Here is a 16,412-nt window from a genome sequence, read left to right on the forward strand (position 1 = left end):
GGGATGATTTCACATGCAGCACCTAGTGCGAAGTAAAATCTCATTCTCCTTCCATAACTCGGATGCTTGTGGTCTTTCGGTTTCCGTTATCATCCACAATAGTGAGGTAATGAATGCCCGGGTCTAAGAATGCCTCAAAGCGATGCTCGTGTTGGGTGCTTCCCAAATAGACTTCATCTACGTACCAGAATAGGGTCGCCGTTGGAGAACGGTGGCCCGCTTCTAGCACTACGGCGCCGAGCCTACCGTCAACGTCACGCGTTCTTCGTACTCTTTCGTTATTCTTTTCGGGATAAACCCAAGCAAGGGCGTCACCTTCTGATGTGAAACAATCTGCACTGAAATCTGGTGGAGGTTGATAATCATACCCTGCACGTAGACCGAACCACGTCATTCCTGCAGGAAGGAACATCCATCCCGTGTCCCTTACACTTTGAGAAGTACAATTGAAACCTACTCTTTCTCCTCTATCATTGAGGTGAATAAGTTCACAATACTCACAGGCTTTTACCCCGTTCGTGCCAAGGTAAGCGGTATCCACCAACTCACAGTATTGCTGGGCTCGATATCCGCTTTGAGCACAAATCAGCACTTCCTTCTGTTCATCCAACGGTTCCTCAAAAAACACTCCATGAGGTAAGCGTGAGAAAATCTTAAACAGCAAAGGAGCGGATGTCTCTACGCCTATCACACCTGGGCGACCTTCTCCATTGGCATTGCCCGTCCATGCCACCACGATCCACCTGCCGTCGGTTCCTACCGCCCATGCATCTCTAAAGCCGTAGCTTGTACCGGTTTTCCACGCAATTCGATGCCGGTCGGCCACACCGTACTGTTTCCATTCAGAAGGACGCTCCAATCCTTCCATTATTCTCAAGGTGCTGTACACACTCGCAGGATCTATTCTCGAAATGGGCTCACGATACAAGGGGTTTCCCCACATGTCTTTAGACGTGGTATCGGGCATCATTTGCATGGAGAGAATCCATCTTCGGTAAGATCGCGCCACCTGCAAGGGACGTACTTCGGCTCCTCCTAAAATCAAGCTAAGACCATAATTGAGGTTGTTCTTGCCCAAATCATGCATGCCAATTTCATAGAGACGTTGCTGGAAAACGGGAACATCTAGATCCCGCAGGACGCGCGCCGCAGGAATATTAAGAGAGAGTTGTAACGCTCTTTCAACACTTACAATTCCACGGAACTCTTTGTCGAAGTTGGTGGGGGTAAAATCTCCAAATCGCGTGGGGATATCGGCAATAAGCGAACCGCTGGTGAGCATACCGCGCTCCATGGCCATACTGTAGAGGAAGGGTTTGAGGATGCTTCCCGTTGATCGAGGTGCATTCAACATGTCGATCTCATGAGAATCTGCTTCGTCGTTGTTCGTGTTGCCTACATACACCACCACATCTCCTGTAGCCACGTCCATCACTAAGGCCGCAGCATTATTCACTTGATTTCGCTTCCAACGCCGCGCATGCAAGTCCACCTCATGTTGAATGAGCAATTGCCAATCGTAATTCAATTTAGAGGCAAAGCGCGTTCCTCTTCGCTCCTTGTTTTGTCGCTCAGTGAGGTGATGGGCTAAATCTGGAAGCGCATGCGGTTCAAGAGGTAGATCTTCTTTTATCCCCAAGTTATAGGTTATGGAATCGATATCTCCTCTTGCCAATAAATTTGCGAGCAAGCGGTTTCTCTTATTCAAATAGGAGGTTCTATTTCTACCTGGACGAATGACGGAAGGTGCATTGGGTAAAACTGCGAGTGCGGCCATTTCACTCCACGACAATTGGTAAGAAGGTCGATTGAAGTAACGCCAAGACGCGGCTTCCAGTCCCACTACATTTCCACCGAATGGCGCATGTGCCGCGTAAAATTGGAGAATCTCTTCTTTGGAATACTCTGCTTCCAATCGAGTTGCCCGCAACATTTCGGTCACTTTCTCCCAATACGAACGGTCTGGGTTATTTCTACTCAGGCGAATGACCTGCATGCTCAGTGTAGATGCGCCACTCACAATTTCTCCAGAAGTGAGATTTTGTCGTATTGCTCTACCAATGGCAACTACATCTACACCAGGGTGGTGATAGAATCGCTCATCTTCAAAAGCTACAATACACTTCGCGAAACGATATGGAATACTATCCCCTTCTGGGAATCGCCACTGACCATCATCTGCAATACGCGCTCCCAATAGACGACCTTCAACCGACTCGGTAACGGTACAATAGGGAACGTTGAACAACACGTCTGGAATACTGAAGTACCACCACAAAGTAAGCAACGCCCCTCCACCAAAAATGAAGGGGCGCATCTTTTTAAGAAACCTATTACGGGCGGCTTTTATCGGGAGATGACTTCTACCCACTGTCCTTTGTTTGTCGCTTCAATTGTGGATTCATACATCGCCTCTACTTTGCACGGAGGCATGTACCATCTGCCAGGATACGATGCGGTAAGCTCAATGCGAACCACTTGAGTTCCCGAGTACTGCATATTGAAGTAAGTCATTACCCGGTCATCTCTAATATCCTGATAATCATAATGAGAAGACGTTGTTCCCGAAATGGCAACCACTCGGCTATTCGAAATTTCCCAACCACTTGGGAAGATCTGTGTCAGTGCCATGTTGTTGTATTCCTCAGAGCCTGAAGTTCTAGAAATTTCAACTTCGGCGATAATAGGTGTACCAACCACCAGTTTTGAAATATCCAATGGATTGTTATCGGGATCGAGGTAAGTCACTTTCATGTTCACTCGACGCTCGGCAGGTTGCTCTTCTCCATAATACGGAATACCCGTGCGGAGATATCGAACATAGATACTTCCAGTCTCGTGATTGGTTACCGTCACATTGGTGGTTTGATCAAAATCAGTCAAAACGATCTGTTCTGTCACATTGGTAGTGTTGATTTCGTACGTCTTACCCCCAGCCACTACGGTCGCTTTCAATCGATCGGGCTGACCATTAAACACTCTACTTAGCGCATGCAAGCCATAGGCAATGGTTTGGGTTGATGGTTGACCTTTTGAAAGTGACTCCGCCAACTTGCGAGCCAATCGCAGAGCTTCTGCCTTCTGCCCCACTTCCAATAGTGCTTCTATCTCAAAAGCCAAATCACGAGCCTCACTACCATACGAATAGTAATAGTATCTGCTGGACGTCTCCGCCCATGTCTTACGGTACAATTCTGTTGCAACTTCCTTCTCGCCCATTATCGCAAACGCCGCAGCCAATCGATGTGCAGCTGTTGTGGATAGATTTGAACGATTGCGAAGGCGGTTCATTGCACCAAGTTCGGGTTCTCCGGCTAATGCCAAAACATAAAGACGATAAGCCTGATTGAAGTCGTTGTTGTACGAATAATATTGGATGTTATTCCAAGTTCTTGCCATTTGCTTTTCATAGCGCAAGTAGCCTTCTTTCAATCCAATAGGCAAGGTATAGCCCGACATTTCTGCAGAAATTAAAAAGTGTCCCGCATAGGTCGAACCCCAAGGGTCGGCTGCCGTTCTAGAAGGCCAGTATCGGAATCCTCCACTTGGAGCCTGCATTCTTCTCAACTTCATCAATCCTTCGCGAACGCTCATTTGTATGGCCGCCTTTTGTTCCGTTGAAACCGTTACCCACTTGTCTAAGTTCAACTGCGCAAAACTCTTCGATGTGGTTTGCTCTAAACAACCATGTGGATAACCGATCAAATAATTGAGTCGTTCGCCCAAGTTCAAGCTCGGTAAAGAACTTACTTCAATGGTCAATTCATTGCTGCCTTTCAAGCCAAATGGCTCCTCTGAATGGTTAACGGGCGCATTCTCAACAACGGCCAAGAACTCTCGGGATTGAGGTAGTATTGGACTACGAACGCCAATTTCAATCTCATCCCTACTCTTCTCTCTACCTGAAGTTGCGGTCACTTTCACATGCGCCAATCCCAATTGTTCTGCCACTGAACCGTCAAAGAAAATGGTCTTCTGACCTTTACCATCAAAACGAACCGTTTGCGTTCTATTCGCCACAGAAAGCGGACCATCTACTTCCAGTTTCACGTCTACGGAGCGAATGGACTCATCCATTACGAATAGGGTAACTGGTATTTTCGGTGATTCTTGCGGCCCCAGTACACGAGGCATGGTGAGTTGAACCATCAGTGGCTGCTTCACTACGATATTCTCACTTGCCGAACCATAGGCTTCTTTCTTATTGGCAGCCACAACCATTACGCGCACATTTCCAATGTAATTTGGCATGTGCAATTGGTGCGTTTGAGATTTTCCAGCAGCTAATTTGAACGGCCCAATATGTCGAACAATTGGGATGAATCGATCTGCATCTTGTTCATTGTTTGGCAGCAGCGCACCATCGCCACCTACGGCGAGCATTTGGGCAATTTGTCCTCCAAAAGCCCCTGCTACATAATCGTACATATCCCACGTTCTAACTCCCAATGCGCGCTTTGCATAGAAATACGTCCACGGATTTGGGGTGCTAAAATTGGAGATACCCAAAAGGCCTTCATCTACCACGGCAAGGGTGTATTCCATTTCGGCTCCGCTCTCTTCCTTTACCGTAATGGAATAGTCGGAATTTGGACGAATGCTCTCTGGCGCATCTATCACAGGATTCAAGTGCGTGGCAGGATTCTCTACCATCAGAGGCATAATGCCGTACATCCGAATAGGTAAATCATTCACGGTTTGTGCATGCGGCTGAAGAAGCATAGCATAGATGTAGGCATTAGGTGCCATATTCGGCTTGATCTTCAGCTTCAAAGTGGTAGAGCCCTCTTGTGTTTCAAAGAAATGCTCTTCCAGCACTTCCGTTCCATCTTCAATGGTAACGAGTAGTCGACCTCCCACACTAGAAGGAATGGTCACTGTGGCCGCTTCATCAACTGTATACTTCTCTTTATCGAGCTGAATACTCAAAGAAGAGATTGACTCTCCCTCTGTTCTTCGTCCTGAGCGATCTCTTCCCCAAGGCCAGTCAACATAACCCAAAGCTGATGTTGAATGCCCATCGGCATCTTCTACTAGGATGAAGATTCTCCCCCATTGATCGTCTTTAACGGTAAAGTCGAATGAACCTTTTCCATTGGTAATATCGGCATTACCCTGCGTGATAAGCGTGCTGTATTCGCGGTTGAGATAGGTGGCATTACCTCGTTGGGCACTCCACCACCACGACCATTTCACTTGATAAATCGACACCTTCACACGGCCTGAAACAGGCTTCCCAGTGGCATCCACTCTGGCCAAATTCAGCGTGTGTTTCACATTGGTTTCCAAGTAGCCATGCGTGTTTGTTTCTGGCATTTTCACCCCAACGTAATGGTTGAAGGGGGATAACGCCAATCGCTTGCTATTTACACTAAATCGGCCACTCGGTTCAAACACCTTGCTGCTGAGTGTTAGATTGAGCATGCCCGGACTGTTCGACAATGACCCTAGGTTCAGTTGAGCTTCAACATGTCCTTCATCATCAAGCTGACCATCGTAAACGTTGTTGGTTCCTGGATTGGGATACGATTTGATGTCGTTGTAAAAATCGTAGTCAGCAAAATCCTCAAAAGGACGATAAGCCCTGTAAACTCTAGCTTGCATAGTTACAGCAGAGCCAGATGCCGGTATTCCTGTCAACCATTCCGCATCTACATTGACCACTGCCTTGCCATTGATCACCGGAACAATATCGTTTTCGGCAGAAACCTTAATGTCAAATCGATTGGGTTGAACGGTTTCCACTGGGAGCGACTTGTAGAAGCGCTTTCCTCCCACTTCCAGTACTGCTGAATACGTTCCCGTTTTCGCTGCACGATCAGTTATTACTTGGAAAGAATACAGCGATTGCGTTCCTCGCTGAACCACTTTTCTATAAATCTCCTTGTTCTCTACATCGCGAACCGTTACAGTAATCGGATGATTAGCGGGCAGAGGATTCTCCACATCATTCAAGATAGCATCTAGGAAGATGGTATCTCCAGGTCTCCAAATACCACGTTCACCGTACAGGTAGGCCTGAATTCCATCGCTCACATCGCTACCACCTACTTCAAAATTGGAAATATTCAAGGCCCGTCCTGGCTCCAAAGTGAGGAAAGCACGTTGATTGCCCTTGCTAGCACGAGCGAGGAAAGCCACACCATCTACTTTCAGTTTGGCCACACCGTTCTGATCAGTGGTTGAAGATCCCATCAACTGACCTTGGTAATTAAAGAACTCCACCTTTACGCTGGCAAGAGGACTTGCAGTTCCTAGGGAATTGGTCAGAACTGTGAATTCGCCATTGTTCCCCTTCACCACCATCCCGATATCGGTAGCAAACACGTTTTTGGAGATACTTCTACGGGATGTGTAGTAGGAAACGTGACACGGATTGTTGCGCTCTGAATATCGGTATCCCGGTGTGTAATAGTGATTGTCGTAATCCGAATAGAAGTATTCTGACTCGTCGTACTCCCAGTTCTCTTCACTCATTTGAACTTCGGTAGATACATCTTCGTCGTCATCACACGGGTACAAACTATACTCTCTTCTCAAGCTGAGTTCAACGCGGTAAAGCGCACCTGGATCTCTTCGGATCATCTTATCCAGATCAATGGAGAAAGTCGTCCATTCACTGTAGTTGATTCCCTCACCAGTCAGGTTCACCCTTTCTTGATGAATAGGACGCGCAACTCGTCGGAGTTCTCTACTCCCGCGAATGTCATTCACCTGCATAAACTGGTGTACGTTATCCGCAAACACCTTATAAATACGGACATCAACGGCCTTTACATTCACAGCTTTAAATGGAATATTCACTTTTCCATCTAGCGGAATGATATTTCCATCGTCAATAAACTCAATCTCTGGATTCTTCGCTTGAAAACTAATTGTCTCTGTGTAATTCGTTGGGAATGAGTAACCCAGAACATTCTTTAATCCGCTAAACACTTCCAATTTGACATCTCCTGTGAGTCGGCTACTCGGATAGAGCTTTACCACGGACCCCACAATCTGTACAGAGGAAACATCCACTCCATCTAACTGAAAAAGACCAGTAACTGATTGGGTAGACAAAAGAGGATCTGAGAAGGAAATGGTCACTTCTTGTCGGGGCGATTGAACCACAGAAGTATTCACCACTTCAAACTCTCCAAGGCTAGGAACGCGCATCGACATCAATTGCTTATCGCCGTGATACGCTTCTATCTCATAGCCTTCAGCCTTTCGCTCAACCGAATCGAGATTAAATGTAAAGCTCTGATCCGTTCCATTCTGAATAAAAGAAACGCGTGCATCACCTGCATTCTGAAAGGAAATCTCTTCCGCTAACTCTTCGATATTCGAAACGTCATAAGATTGAATAGAACCGCTCAACTTGTTCCAAATCATATCTCGATTTGAATACGGTGCAATCTGATAATTTAAAAAGCTGTAACCGCGCTCCATAGATTGGAACACAAACTCATATTCCTTCAAGGCAGAAGGGACTTCTAAAAGAGCTCCTAAATTGAATGTAGCCTCATAGGCCGTTCTAGGAGGAAGCGGAGCATCTGGAGTGAAAGTAATAATATTGGAAGCCGACCATGTGGTTGTGCCTTCAATATCTGGACTAAAATCAAAGATCTCGGCCTCTACCAGTGTTCCTGGCTCAACCCCGGGATTAACTTCAGTTTGAAGATGAACCTGAATAGACGAATACGCAGAAATGACTCCGGCCGTATGTGCTGAGATATACTGAGTAAACGCAGGATCGTTTTCGGGGACTTTGTGTTCGTTAGAACATGAAACAGAGAATAGTGTCGCAAAGGCGAGCACCGCGAAGAGATAGAGAGTACGATAATTCATGTGCTTGGAGAATAGTGCACCTGAATTTACAGCAAACCAATTGGAATCAAGTAAGATGCGGCTACTTTTTTAGCAACCACTTGAAGTCTTCCAAATGAAGGATGAATACCCCTGAATTATACGGGCCATAACCCACGTGATCTTCCGTGCGCTGGCGCTTGATGACGCCGTCGTAATTCGGCCATTCCATCTCATCGAGATCATCTGTCAATCCGAAAAGTGTGAGGTAATAAAGACCTGCGTCGTAGCCGTGAAAGGCAAATCGCGAAGGTTCACTCTTCATCACTTCTCTAAACTTTAACACAAACTCAATAACATCCTCACTTTGGTAATCAACGTATTCCACATCTGATATATACAGATCTAGGTTGTTCAACTTCCCTATCTCCAAAGTCTTCATTTCAAGAAGCTTACCTGTAGTGATAACGGTGATACTCGAATCTCTCGTTGAACTCACTCCGTTGAGGAAGCTCGTCATCAAAACCGGATCATCATCTAGAATCACAAAGATGTCTCTTTTACCAGCAGCCAAAGAATTTCTAATCTGCTGTGTGGTGATCAAGTTTTCGCCCATTTCAATTTGTGAGATGGTGCGGTATTCGCTGGCTTCTATGTGTTGCAGAAAGACTTGAACGTCCTTCTTTTGAGTTTCACCGTTTCTGCGAACGAAAACAATGTTTGCGTCTCTTCCCTCCTCGTTGATCCAAGTAGCGATGGCCAAATGTTCTTGATTCACAGCAGAAACTGCTTGAACCAACTTAAACTTACCATTCGTGTTAACCGTTCTACTCAGCGGAGAAACTATCCATTCATTCGGAAGCTGGCGCGCCATCTCCTCCGCGTTTCTGGAATAGATAGGCCCCATAACAAACTGCGCACGCGACTGATCTATTTGTCGACTAATTTCACGAACGCGAATAGGATCATTGCGCGTATCATAAACGTCTACTTCAATCTCCAATCCGAATTGACGTAAAGTATCCATGGCCAACTTGAGACCAGCGTAGAAATCATAGGCAAACTGCGACTGAGGAAGAACTTTGGCTGCTCCCAATCCACTGGCAAATCTTCTCGCCAAACTGTCATTTTCCTCCAAGTAAAGAGGCAATGCCAATGCAAAATGAACTTTTCTGCGATTCAACAAAGCCCATTGCGATGACTCATCGTCTGTGACTGAGTTCACAATAGCAGGAGCCACCGGAACGATGATGTATTGTCCTACGCGCAAACCGTTCATGGTTTCCGGATTGAGTTCAATCAATCGCTCTTTTGTCGTTTTGTATTTTCTCTCGAGAACCGTCCATGAATCGCCCTCTTGAACACGAACCACCTTGAGGGTTGCTTTTGCCACGGGTTGAATTTCATTCTGACGATTTCGAATAGCCGGAATAACCTGTTTAATGGTATCGGGCAGCGTCATCGGTAAAACGTCGCGCATCACTACTTCCGAAACCATATCTGTGGTCTCCTCAGAAGGGAGCCAAACATATGACCCCGATTTCAGCCCTTCTTCCTTCACTTCTGGATTGACTTCGAAGAACAAGTCTTCCGAAACCACTCCATGCGTTAAAGAATAGACCGTTTCACCGGGTAGAACCAAGTGTCTTTCATAGCCTGCCTTTACCTGAGTGGTATCGGTTTCTTGACCAACGGCCGTAAGCGTACCCTTGGGAAGAGCAAGGCGTTGTCCAACCTTCAAGCCATTTTCCAATGACGGGTTGAGCTCCACAATTCGTTCAATGGGAATTTCCCATAAGCGAGAAAGGGAATACAGCGTTTGCTTAGGCTCTACCACATAATAGTCAAAGCGAAGCGTATCCACTTTTTCAACGGGACGGTTTTGGGTAGATAGATCTGCAGATGGAATGATCAAATCCTGACCTTCCTTCAAACCTTCTCTTAGAACTGGATTTGCTTCAACCAGAGCTTCAATACTAACGTGGTAAGACTTGGAAATACCGTACAGCGTTTCCCCGCTTTCCACATGGTGAGTGCGCTCTTGAGCCATGAGACCGCCGCTCAATAAGAGCGCGATCCCCAAAATCCATTTCTGCATGCTTATTCCCATTCAATCGTTGCAGGCGGCTTAGAGCTGATGTCGTAAACCACGCGGTTAACACCTTTTACACGGTTGATAATCTTATTGCTGATTTCAGCCAAGAAAGTGTAAGGTAAATGTACCCAATCTGCGGTCATCCCATCGGTACTTTCCACAGCACGGAGAGCCACTACTTGTTCATAAGTACGCTCATCGCCCATTACACCTACAGATTGCACGGGTAACAAAATTGCACCTGCTTGCCAAACTTGGTCGTACAATCCGTGTTCTTTCAAACCTTGAACGAAGATGTGATCTACTTCTTGTAGGATGGCTACTTTTTCAGGAGTAATATCTCCCAAAATGCGGATTGCCAAACCTGGACCAGGGAAAGGGTGACGTCCCAAAAGTTCGTCGGCAATTCCCAATTCCTTACCCACTCTTCTCACCTCATCTTTAAACAAGGTGTTCATAGGCTCAACTACTTTGAGCTTCATGAAATCAGGCAAACCACCTACATTGTGGTGACTTTTAATTGTTGCTGATGGTCCATTAACGCTTACACTCTCGATAACATCAGGATAGATGGTTCCTTGAGCAAGCCACTTCACATCTTCAATATTCATCGCTTCTTCATCAAATACTTCGATAAAGACTCTACCGATGGTTTTTCGTTTTTCTTCTGGATCTTTTTGTCCCGCGAGTTGCGACAAGAATTGCTCTGAAGAATCAACCCCTTTTACATTGAGGCCCATTCCTTCATACTGCTTAAGCACTTGTTCAAACTCATCCTTGCGAAGAAGTCCGTTGTTAACGAAGATACAGTGAAGGCGATCTCCAATAGCTTCACTCAACAAAACGGCTGTAACAGTACTGTCAACACCACCGGAGAGACCAAGTACCACCTGATCGTTACCAAGTTTCTCACGAAGTTGACCAACCGTATCTTCAATGAAGCTTGCTGGTGTCCAATCTGCTGAAACACCTACAATATCAATCACGAAATTCTTCAGAAGCGTCATTCCATCTGTGCTGTGATACACTTCTGGGTGGAACTGAATTCCATACGTAGTTTCGCCTTCAATGCGATATCCAGCAACGCGAACATCCTTGGTTGAAGCCTCTACTTTGTAGTTCTCTGGCAATTCCATGATGGTGTCGCCATGACTCATCCACACCTGAGATCCAACAGGAACGTCTTTAAATAAACGCGATGTTGCATCTGTAGAACTCAAATTGGCTCTACCGTATTCTCTATGCTTAGATTTCTCAACTACTCCACCATATTTCAAAGCGAGGTATTGAGCACCGTAACAAACCCCAAGAAGTGGCAACTTTCCTTTGATCTCCGAAAGATCAGGATCAGGAGCGTTGTGGTCCAATGTAGAATGAGGACTTCCACTCAATATCACCCCCTTGATTTCAGGAGTTAGTTCTGGGATTTTGTTGTACGGGTGAATTTCACAGTAAACGTTTAACTCACGTACGCGGCGAGCAATCAACTGGGTGTATTGCGAGCCGAAATCTAAGATAAGAATCGTATCAGGTGTCATGCTGCAAAAGTAGGTCTTCCAACTGAGTTGAGAAATAGCAGTCTGCGATGAATTATCAACGATGGAATAGTGATAAGAGGGACGATACGCATGTGCTTGAAAGAAGTCCAACCCGAAACTTCTTCGTAATCTTGCAACTGAATCGTTCTTATCCCATTTTACAGAAGGGACCACAGGGGAATTCGGTGAAAATCCGAAACTGTCGCGCAACTGTGTGTAGTATGATCGAAGAGCTCAACAGCCGATCTTTACTATGAGTCAGATTACCTGCCTTTCATTTCAGACATTGCTTTCGCGATTTGAAGCATGATTTTAGGTTGTCACTTTCCACTACGTATGGAAACGTGGTGTACCGCTTCGTTTGTGCGAAACTCTGTCTGTTCCAGTCTTTGAATACACTACATTATCATGACCAAACAAGAGAGAATCAACCAATCTGAAACGCGAATTTTTAAAGCGGTATTCCCGAATACCACCAATCACTACGACACGCTATTTGGAGGAACCGCTATGCAACTGATGGACGAGGTTGCCTTTATTGCTGCCACTCGTTTTAGCCGCCAACGCATGGTAACGGTGAGCAGTGATCGCATCGATTTCAAAAAACCCATTCCCGCAGGTACTATTGCTGAATTCATAGGAAGGGTAACGTACACTGGCAACACGAGCTTAAAAGTTCGGGTAGACATCGTGATTGAACAGATGTACTCCGATCACCGCGAAAAAGCCATCACCGGAGAGTTCACATTTGTTGCGATAGATGAGAACAAAAAACCGATCAGTATTTTTAACGGATAAAGCTAAATGCAGCTCGCATTAAAACTCTAATGTGAGTTGCACTTCCCTCTCTTCTACATCAAAGTTGGATACGGTTATTCCCAACAATCGTATAGGATCTGCAGGAACAGATTGCTGTAATAAAGCAACGACGGTTTCCATAATTACGTCAATGTCGTTGGTCACCTCGGGGAGTGTATGACTGCGAGTTTGAACCTCAAAACTGGAGTTCTTCAATTTCAGGGTAATGGTTTTCCCCTTTGAATGGGCGCGTTTCAATCGGTGTTCACATCGCTCACCCAATTTGTACAATGCGGCAAGCATAGATTCTTCGGAGAGCAAATCAGTGCTAAACGTTTCCTCCACTCCCACGCTTTTTCGCACACGGTTAGGAACCACTTCGGAGTGTTGAATCCCACGTACAATATTGTAATAATGCTGACCACTTTTGCCAAAGCGGCTCTTCAGAATCATCAAATCCACTTCCATTAGGTCCGCTCCGCGATACACATTCATTTGGTGGAATTTTTCCGCCGTTTTTACTCCAACGCCAAAAAACTTCTCAATGGGCAATTGCATCAAAAATGCATCTACTTCTTTGGGGGGAATCGTCTTCTGTCCATTGGGTTTATTGATATCACTCGCAACCTTGGCTAAGAATTTATTGATGCTAATTCCTGCACTCGCTCGGAGTTGAGTTGTTTCGAAAATGCGCTGACGAATCTCTTGAGCAATGAGCGTTGCCGAAGTCATTCCCTTGTGATTGGTCGTTACATCCAGGAAAGCTTCATCCAGACTCAATGGTTCTACCCGAGAAGTGTAATCGAGGAAAATATCCCGTATTTGCTGGCTCACTGCTTTGTACTTATCGAAGTCGGGCTTTACAAAGATGAGTTCTGGACACCGCCTCGCGGCGATGGATGAAGGCATAGCTGAGCGAACACCGTACTTCCGAGCTTCATAACTGGCGGCGGCCACCACTCCTCTTTCAGCTGACCCACCCACGGCAACGGGTTTTCCGCGCAACTCAGGACGATCACGCTGTTCTACGCTGGCGTAAAACGCGTCCATATCCACATGGATAATCTTCCGAATGGGCTTCTCCTCCATCGGTGCAAGTTACTCAGAAATGAAATGGATTAGCTTAGATAAAGTGCTCTATAAGCGCTAGCCGTCACTCCTTCCATCTTGCGAAAAACACGACTAAAGTAATTGGGGTCGTTAAAGCCAGAAGCATAGGCCACTTCTTTGATGCTAATCTCCAAATGGTGTTGAAGTAAGTGTTTGGCGTACTTGATCCTCTCTTCCAAAATCAATTGAATAGGAGAAATACCATACTCCTGGGTGAACGAGCGGTAAAAACTTGACTTACTCATACCAGCAACCCTACACAGATCATCAATAGAAATCTCACTAGTAAGTTGGCGAGAAATGAAGCTCATCACTGCATTGAATGGAGAGGCATTCGAATTGGGTCCTGCATTCTTTCGCAGCGATTGAAGGTTTTGCACCTTCAGCATCACCAATACGAGTTCTCGCAAAATCAAATCTGCTCGATAGGCCTTAAAAGGATCATTACTCGTGAAAATGGAAAGGAGTCGAGAACTCACTTCCGCCAACTCTCTGTTATTCTTGAGAATCAGCTCCTTCACATTCAAATCCCAACCACCTGAAGATTGAGGCGTATACAAACCGTCTTCATTCAAAGTCGACAATTGCTTCTTCAAATAAGAATCATCAATAACCAATGCGGTACACTGGGTAGGGTTCCCACGCTCCGCCTCCGGAAAGTCAATTCTCATTGGTGTGGAAGCTGGTGCAAGTACTGTTTCTCCGGGTACGTAATCGAAATCCCCCAAATTGTCAATGTGCATCACCTTCTTACCTCTCAACATCGAAGTAATGGTGAAGTGATCAAATTTTAAGTGAAAGTCATTTGCCCTTTCATGGGTTTCAAAAACGTTCAACTCACAGAAGTCAAGGTTAAACTTACTTCTGTGTTCAACAAGTGAATGAAGTTTTGATTCAGGCGTTAACTCTATAGGTATGATTCTCTCCAAGCAACTGTCTCTCTTACACTTAATACTAGGAATTCATCGAATATAGCCAAAACATGTTTCTAAATGAAGGTGCAACATCGTTTTGGGAAGATTGTGCTACAAATAGAAAAGTTTGTCCATCGGTTCCTCTCTATTAGTTCGGATTCTTACACAAACTCAATTCTATAAGACATGGAAACAACAACAGCGAGCTTCCCTTTCGTGAACAGGGAAGTGTCATTTAAACACCAATACGACAACTTTATTGGTGGCAAATGGGTTCAACCGATCAAAGGGGAATATTTCGAGAACACATCTCCTATTAACGGCCAGGCTTTCACCAAAGCAGCGCGTTCAACAGCCGAAGACATCGACTTAGCACTTGATGCCGCCCATGAAGCCTTTGTCACATGGAGCAAAACCAGTGCCGCCGCTCGCTCGAATGCCCTTCTCAAAATCGCACAAATTGTGGAGGACAATCTTGAGTACTTGGCGACTATTGAAACCATCGACAATGGCAAGGCTATTCGTGAAACGATGGCTGCCGACCTCCCTTTGGTGGTGGATCACTTCCGCTACTTTGCCGGCGTCATTCGCGCAGACGAAAGCACGGTTAGTGAGCACGACGAGAACACCGTAAGCATTAACCTTCAGGAGCCACTTGGCGTAGTGGGGCAAATCATTCCTTGGAACTTCCCATTGTTGATGGCAGCGTGGAAAATCGCTCCTGCCCTTGCTGCAGGCTGTACTATTGTAGTGAAGCCAGCGGAACAAACACCAACATCCATCATGTGTTTCATGGAACTCATTGGCGATGTTCTTCCGGCAGGTGTTCTGAACGTGGTAACCGGTTTCGGTATTGAAGCAGGTAAACCACTCGCCACGTCTTCGCGCGTAGCGAAAGTTGCTTTTACAGGTGAAACCACAACAGGACGCCTTATCATGCAATACGCATCGGAGAACCTCATTCCTGTAACCATGGAGCTTGGAGGAAAATCTCCAAACATCTTCTTTAGCTCTGTTGCTGATGCTGATGACGAGTTCTTTGACAAGGCCGTAGAAGGTGCAGTTATGTTCGCCTTGAATCAAGGTGAAGTTTGCACCTGCCCTTCGCGTATTCTCGTTCAAGAGGATATCTATGATAAATTCATGTCACGCGTTGTTGAACGTACCAAGGCCATCAAATTGGGCAACCCACTCGACCCTAGCACCATGATGGGTGCTCAAGCATCTCAAGATCAATATGAGAAGATTCTGAGTTACATGAAGATTGGTCAGGAAGAAGGTGCTGAACTGCTTTGTGGTGGAGCTAATGCTGGATTGAACAGTGGGTTAGAAACAGGCTATTACATTCAACCAACCATCTTCAAAGGGCACAATAAGATGCGTATCTTCCAAGAAGAAATCTTTGGTCCTGTGGTTTCGGTAACCACATTCAAAACGGTAGAAGAAGCCATCGAAATTGCGAATGACACCCTTTACGGACTTGGCGCTGGAGTGTGGACACGTGATTCCCACGAACTCTACCAAGTTCCACGTGCTATTCAAGCAGGACGAGTTTGGGTAAATTGTTACCACGCCTATCCAGCACATGCACCATTTGGAGGATACAAGAAGTCAGGTTTCGGTAGAGAAACGCACAAGATGATGTTAAATCACTACCGCAACACCAAGAACATGCTCATTTCTTATGACAAGAAGAAGCTTGGATTCTTTTGATGACCAAACCGGGGATTCCGCTACTCAACATAGCGAATCCCCTTCTCACATACCCAGAGTTACTCATTCTAAAGAGGCACAGGAATTAATTGAGAAACTAAAAGAGCGTCATGGCGAGCTCATGTTTCATCAAAGTGGGGGTTGTTGCGACGGCTCTCAGCCGATGTGCTTTCCAAAGGATGAGTTTAAAGTAGGAGGCTCTGATGTTTGTCTCGGAGAAATTGTCGGTTGTGAATTTTGGATGAGTGCGGATCAGTTTGAATACTGGAAGCACACCCAGCTCAATCTTCATGTTACACCTGGCAGAGGCTCAAGCTTCTCACTAGAGATTCCACTTGGGATGCGTTTTATCATTCAATCTCGGGTTTTTACCGAAGATGAGTCCGCTCGTTTACAAGAGATCCGATATGGTGGCTAGCTCCCGTTAGCCAAGCAATGGGAATGATACTTTTT

The 16,412-nt window shown here is 45.7% G+C and carries 9 protein-coding genes and 1 riboswitch; of the genes, 3 read left to right on the plus strand and 6 right to left on the minus strand.

Annotated features, from left to right (window positions below):
- Positions 1 to 40 precede the first annotated feature (40 nt).
- The 4 genes from pbpC to guaA all read right to left on the minus strand — a co-directional run bounded on the left by pbpC (position 41) and on the right by guaA (position 11,424).
- The gene (gene pbpC / locus F8C82_RS05930) at positions 41 to 2,317 is read right to left on the minus strand and encodes a penicillin-binding protein 1C (protein ID WP_151692629.1); all 2,277 of its coding nucleotides are present in this window, start codon (positions 2,315 to 2,317) and stop codon (positions 41 to 43) included.
- Between the two features lie 29 nt (positions 2,318 to 2,346).
- Positions 2,347 to 7,833, minus strand: coding sequence for an Ig-like domain-containing alpha-2-macroglobulin family protein (locus tag F8C82_RS05935; protein ID WP_151692630.1), 5,487 nt, complete (start codon positions 7,831 to 7,833; stop codon positions 2,347 to 2,349).
- 61 nt (positions 7,834 to 7,894) lie between these two features.
- The gene (locus F8C82_RS05940) at positions 7,895 to 9,889 is read right to left on the minus strand and encodes an amino acid ABC transporter substrate-binding protein (RefSeq protein WP_170266167.1); all 1,995 of its coding nucleotides are present in this window, start codon (positions 9,887 to 9,889) and stop codon (positions 7,895 to 7,897) included.
- A gap of 2 nt (positions 9,890 to 9,891) precedes the next feature.
- Positions 9,892 to 11,424 (minus strand): glutamine-hydrolyzing GMP synthase, encoded by a 1,533-nt coding sequence (gene guaA, locus F8C82_RS05945; protein ID WP_151692632.1) that lies wholly within the window; start codon positions 11,422 to 11,424, stop codon positions 9,892 to 9,894.
- A 125-nt stretch (positions 11,425 to 11,549) separates the two neighbouring features.
- A riboswitch (cobalamin riboswitch) is annotated at positions 11,550 to 11,713 on the plus strand.
- 119 nt (positions 11,714 to 11,832) lie between these two features.
- Between guaA and F8C82_RS05950 the strand changes: the two genes are divergently transcribed.
- Positions 11,833 to 12,222, plus strand: coding sequence for an acyl-CoA thioesterase (locus F8C82_RS05950; RefSeq protein WP_151692633.1), 390 nt, complete (start codon positions 11,833 to 11,835; stop codon positions 12,220 to 12,222).
- Positions 12,223 to 12,240: 18 nt separating this feature from the next.
- Here F8C82_RS05950 and dinB read toward each other — a convergent pair whose 3' ends face one another.
- Both dinB and F8C82_RS05960 read right to left on the minus strand, forming a co-directional pair.
- Complete coding sequence (dinB, locus tag F8C82_RS05955) at positions 12,241 to 13,311, minus strand: DNA polymerase IV (protein WP_151692634.1); 1,071 nt, start codon at positions 13,309 to 13,311, stop codon at positions 12,241 to 12,243.
- A gap of 29 nt (positions 13,312 to 13,340) precedes the next feature.
- Complete coding sequence (locus F8C82_RS05960; protein ID WP_151692635.1) at positions 13,341 to 14,261, minus strand: helix-turn-helix domain-containing protein; 921 nt, start codon at positions 14,259 to 14,261, stop codon at positions 13,341 to 13,343.
- Positions 14,262 to 14,432: 171 nt separating this feature from the next.
- On the opposite strand from F8C82_RS05960, the gene F8C82_RS05965 reads away from it, so the two are divergent.
- Together F8C82_RS05965 and F8C82_RS05970 are read left to right on the plus strand one after the other, a co-directional pair.
- Complete coding sequence (locus F8C82_RS05965; RefSeq protein ID WP_151692636.1) at positions 14,433 to 15,959, plus strand: aldehyde dehydrogenase family protein; 1,527 nt, start codon at positions 14,433 to 14,435, stop codon at positions 15,957 to 15,959.
- Positions 15,931 to 16,377 carry a DUF779 domain-containing protein gene (locus F8C82_RS05970; protein ID WP_151692637.1) on the plus strand — a complete coding sequence of 149 codons (447 nt, stop codon included), beginning with the start codon at positions 15,931 to 15,933 and terminating at the stop codon, positions 16,375 to 16,377. Before F8C82_RS05965 ends, F8C82_RS05970 begins: the two co-directional genes overlap by 29 nt.
- Positions 16,378 to 16,412: the final 35 nt, after the last annotated feature.

This window comes from Phaeocystidibacter marisrubri, assembly GCF_008933165.1.
GTDB classification, from domain to species: Bacteria; Bacteroidota; Bacteroidia; order Flavobacteriales; family Schleiferiaceae; genus Phaeocystidibacter; species Phaeocystidibacter marisrubri.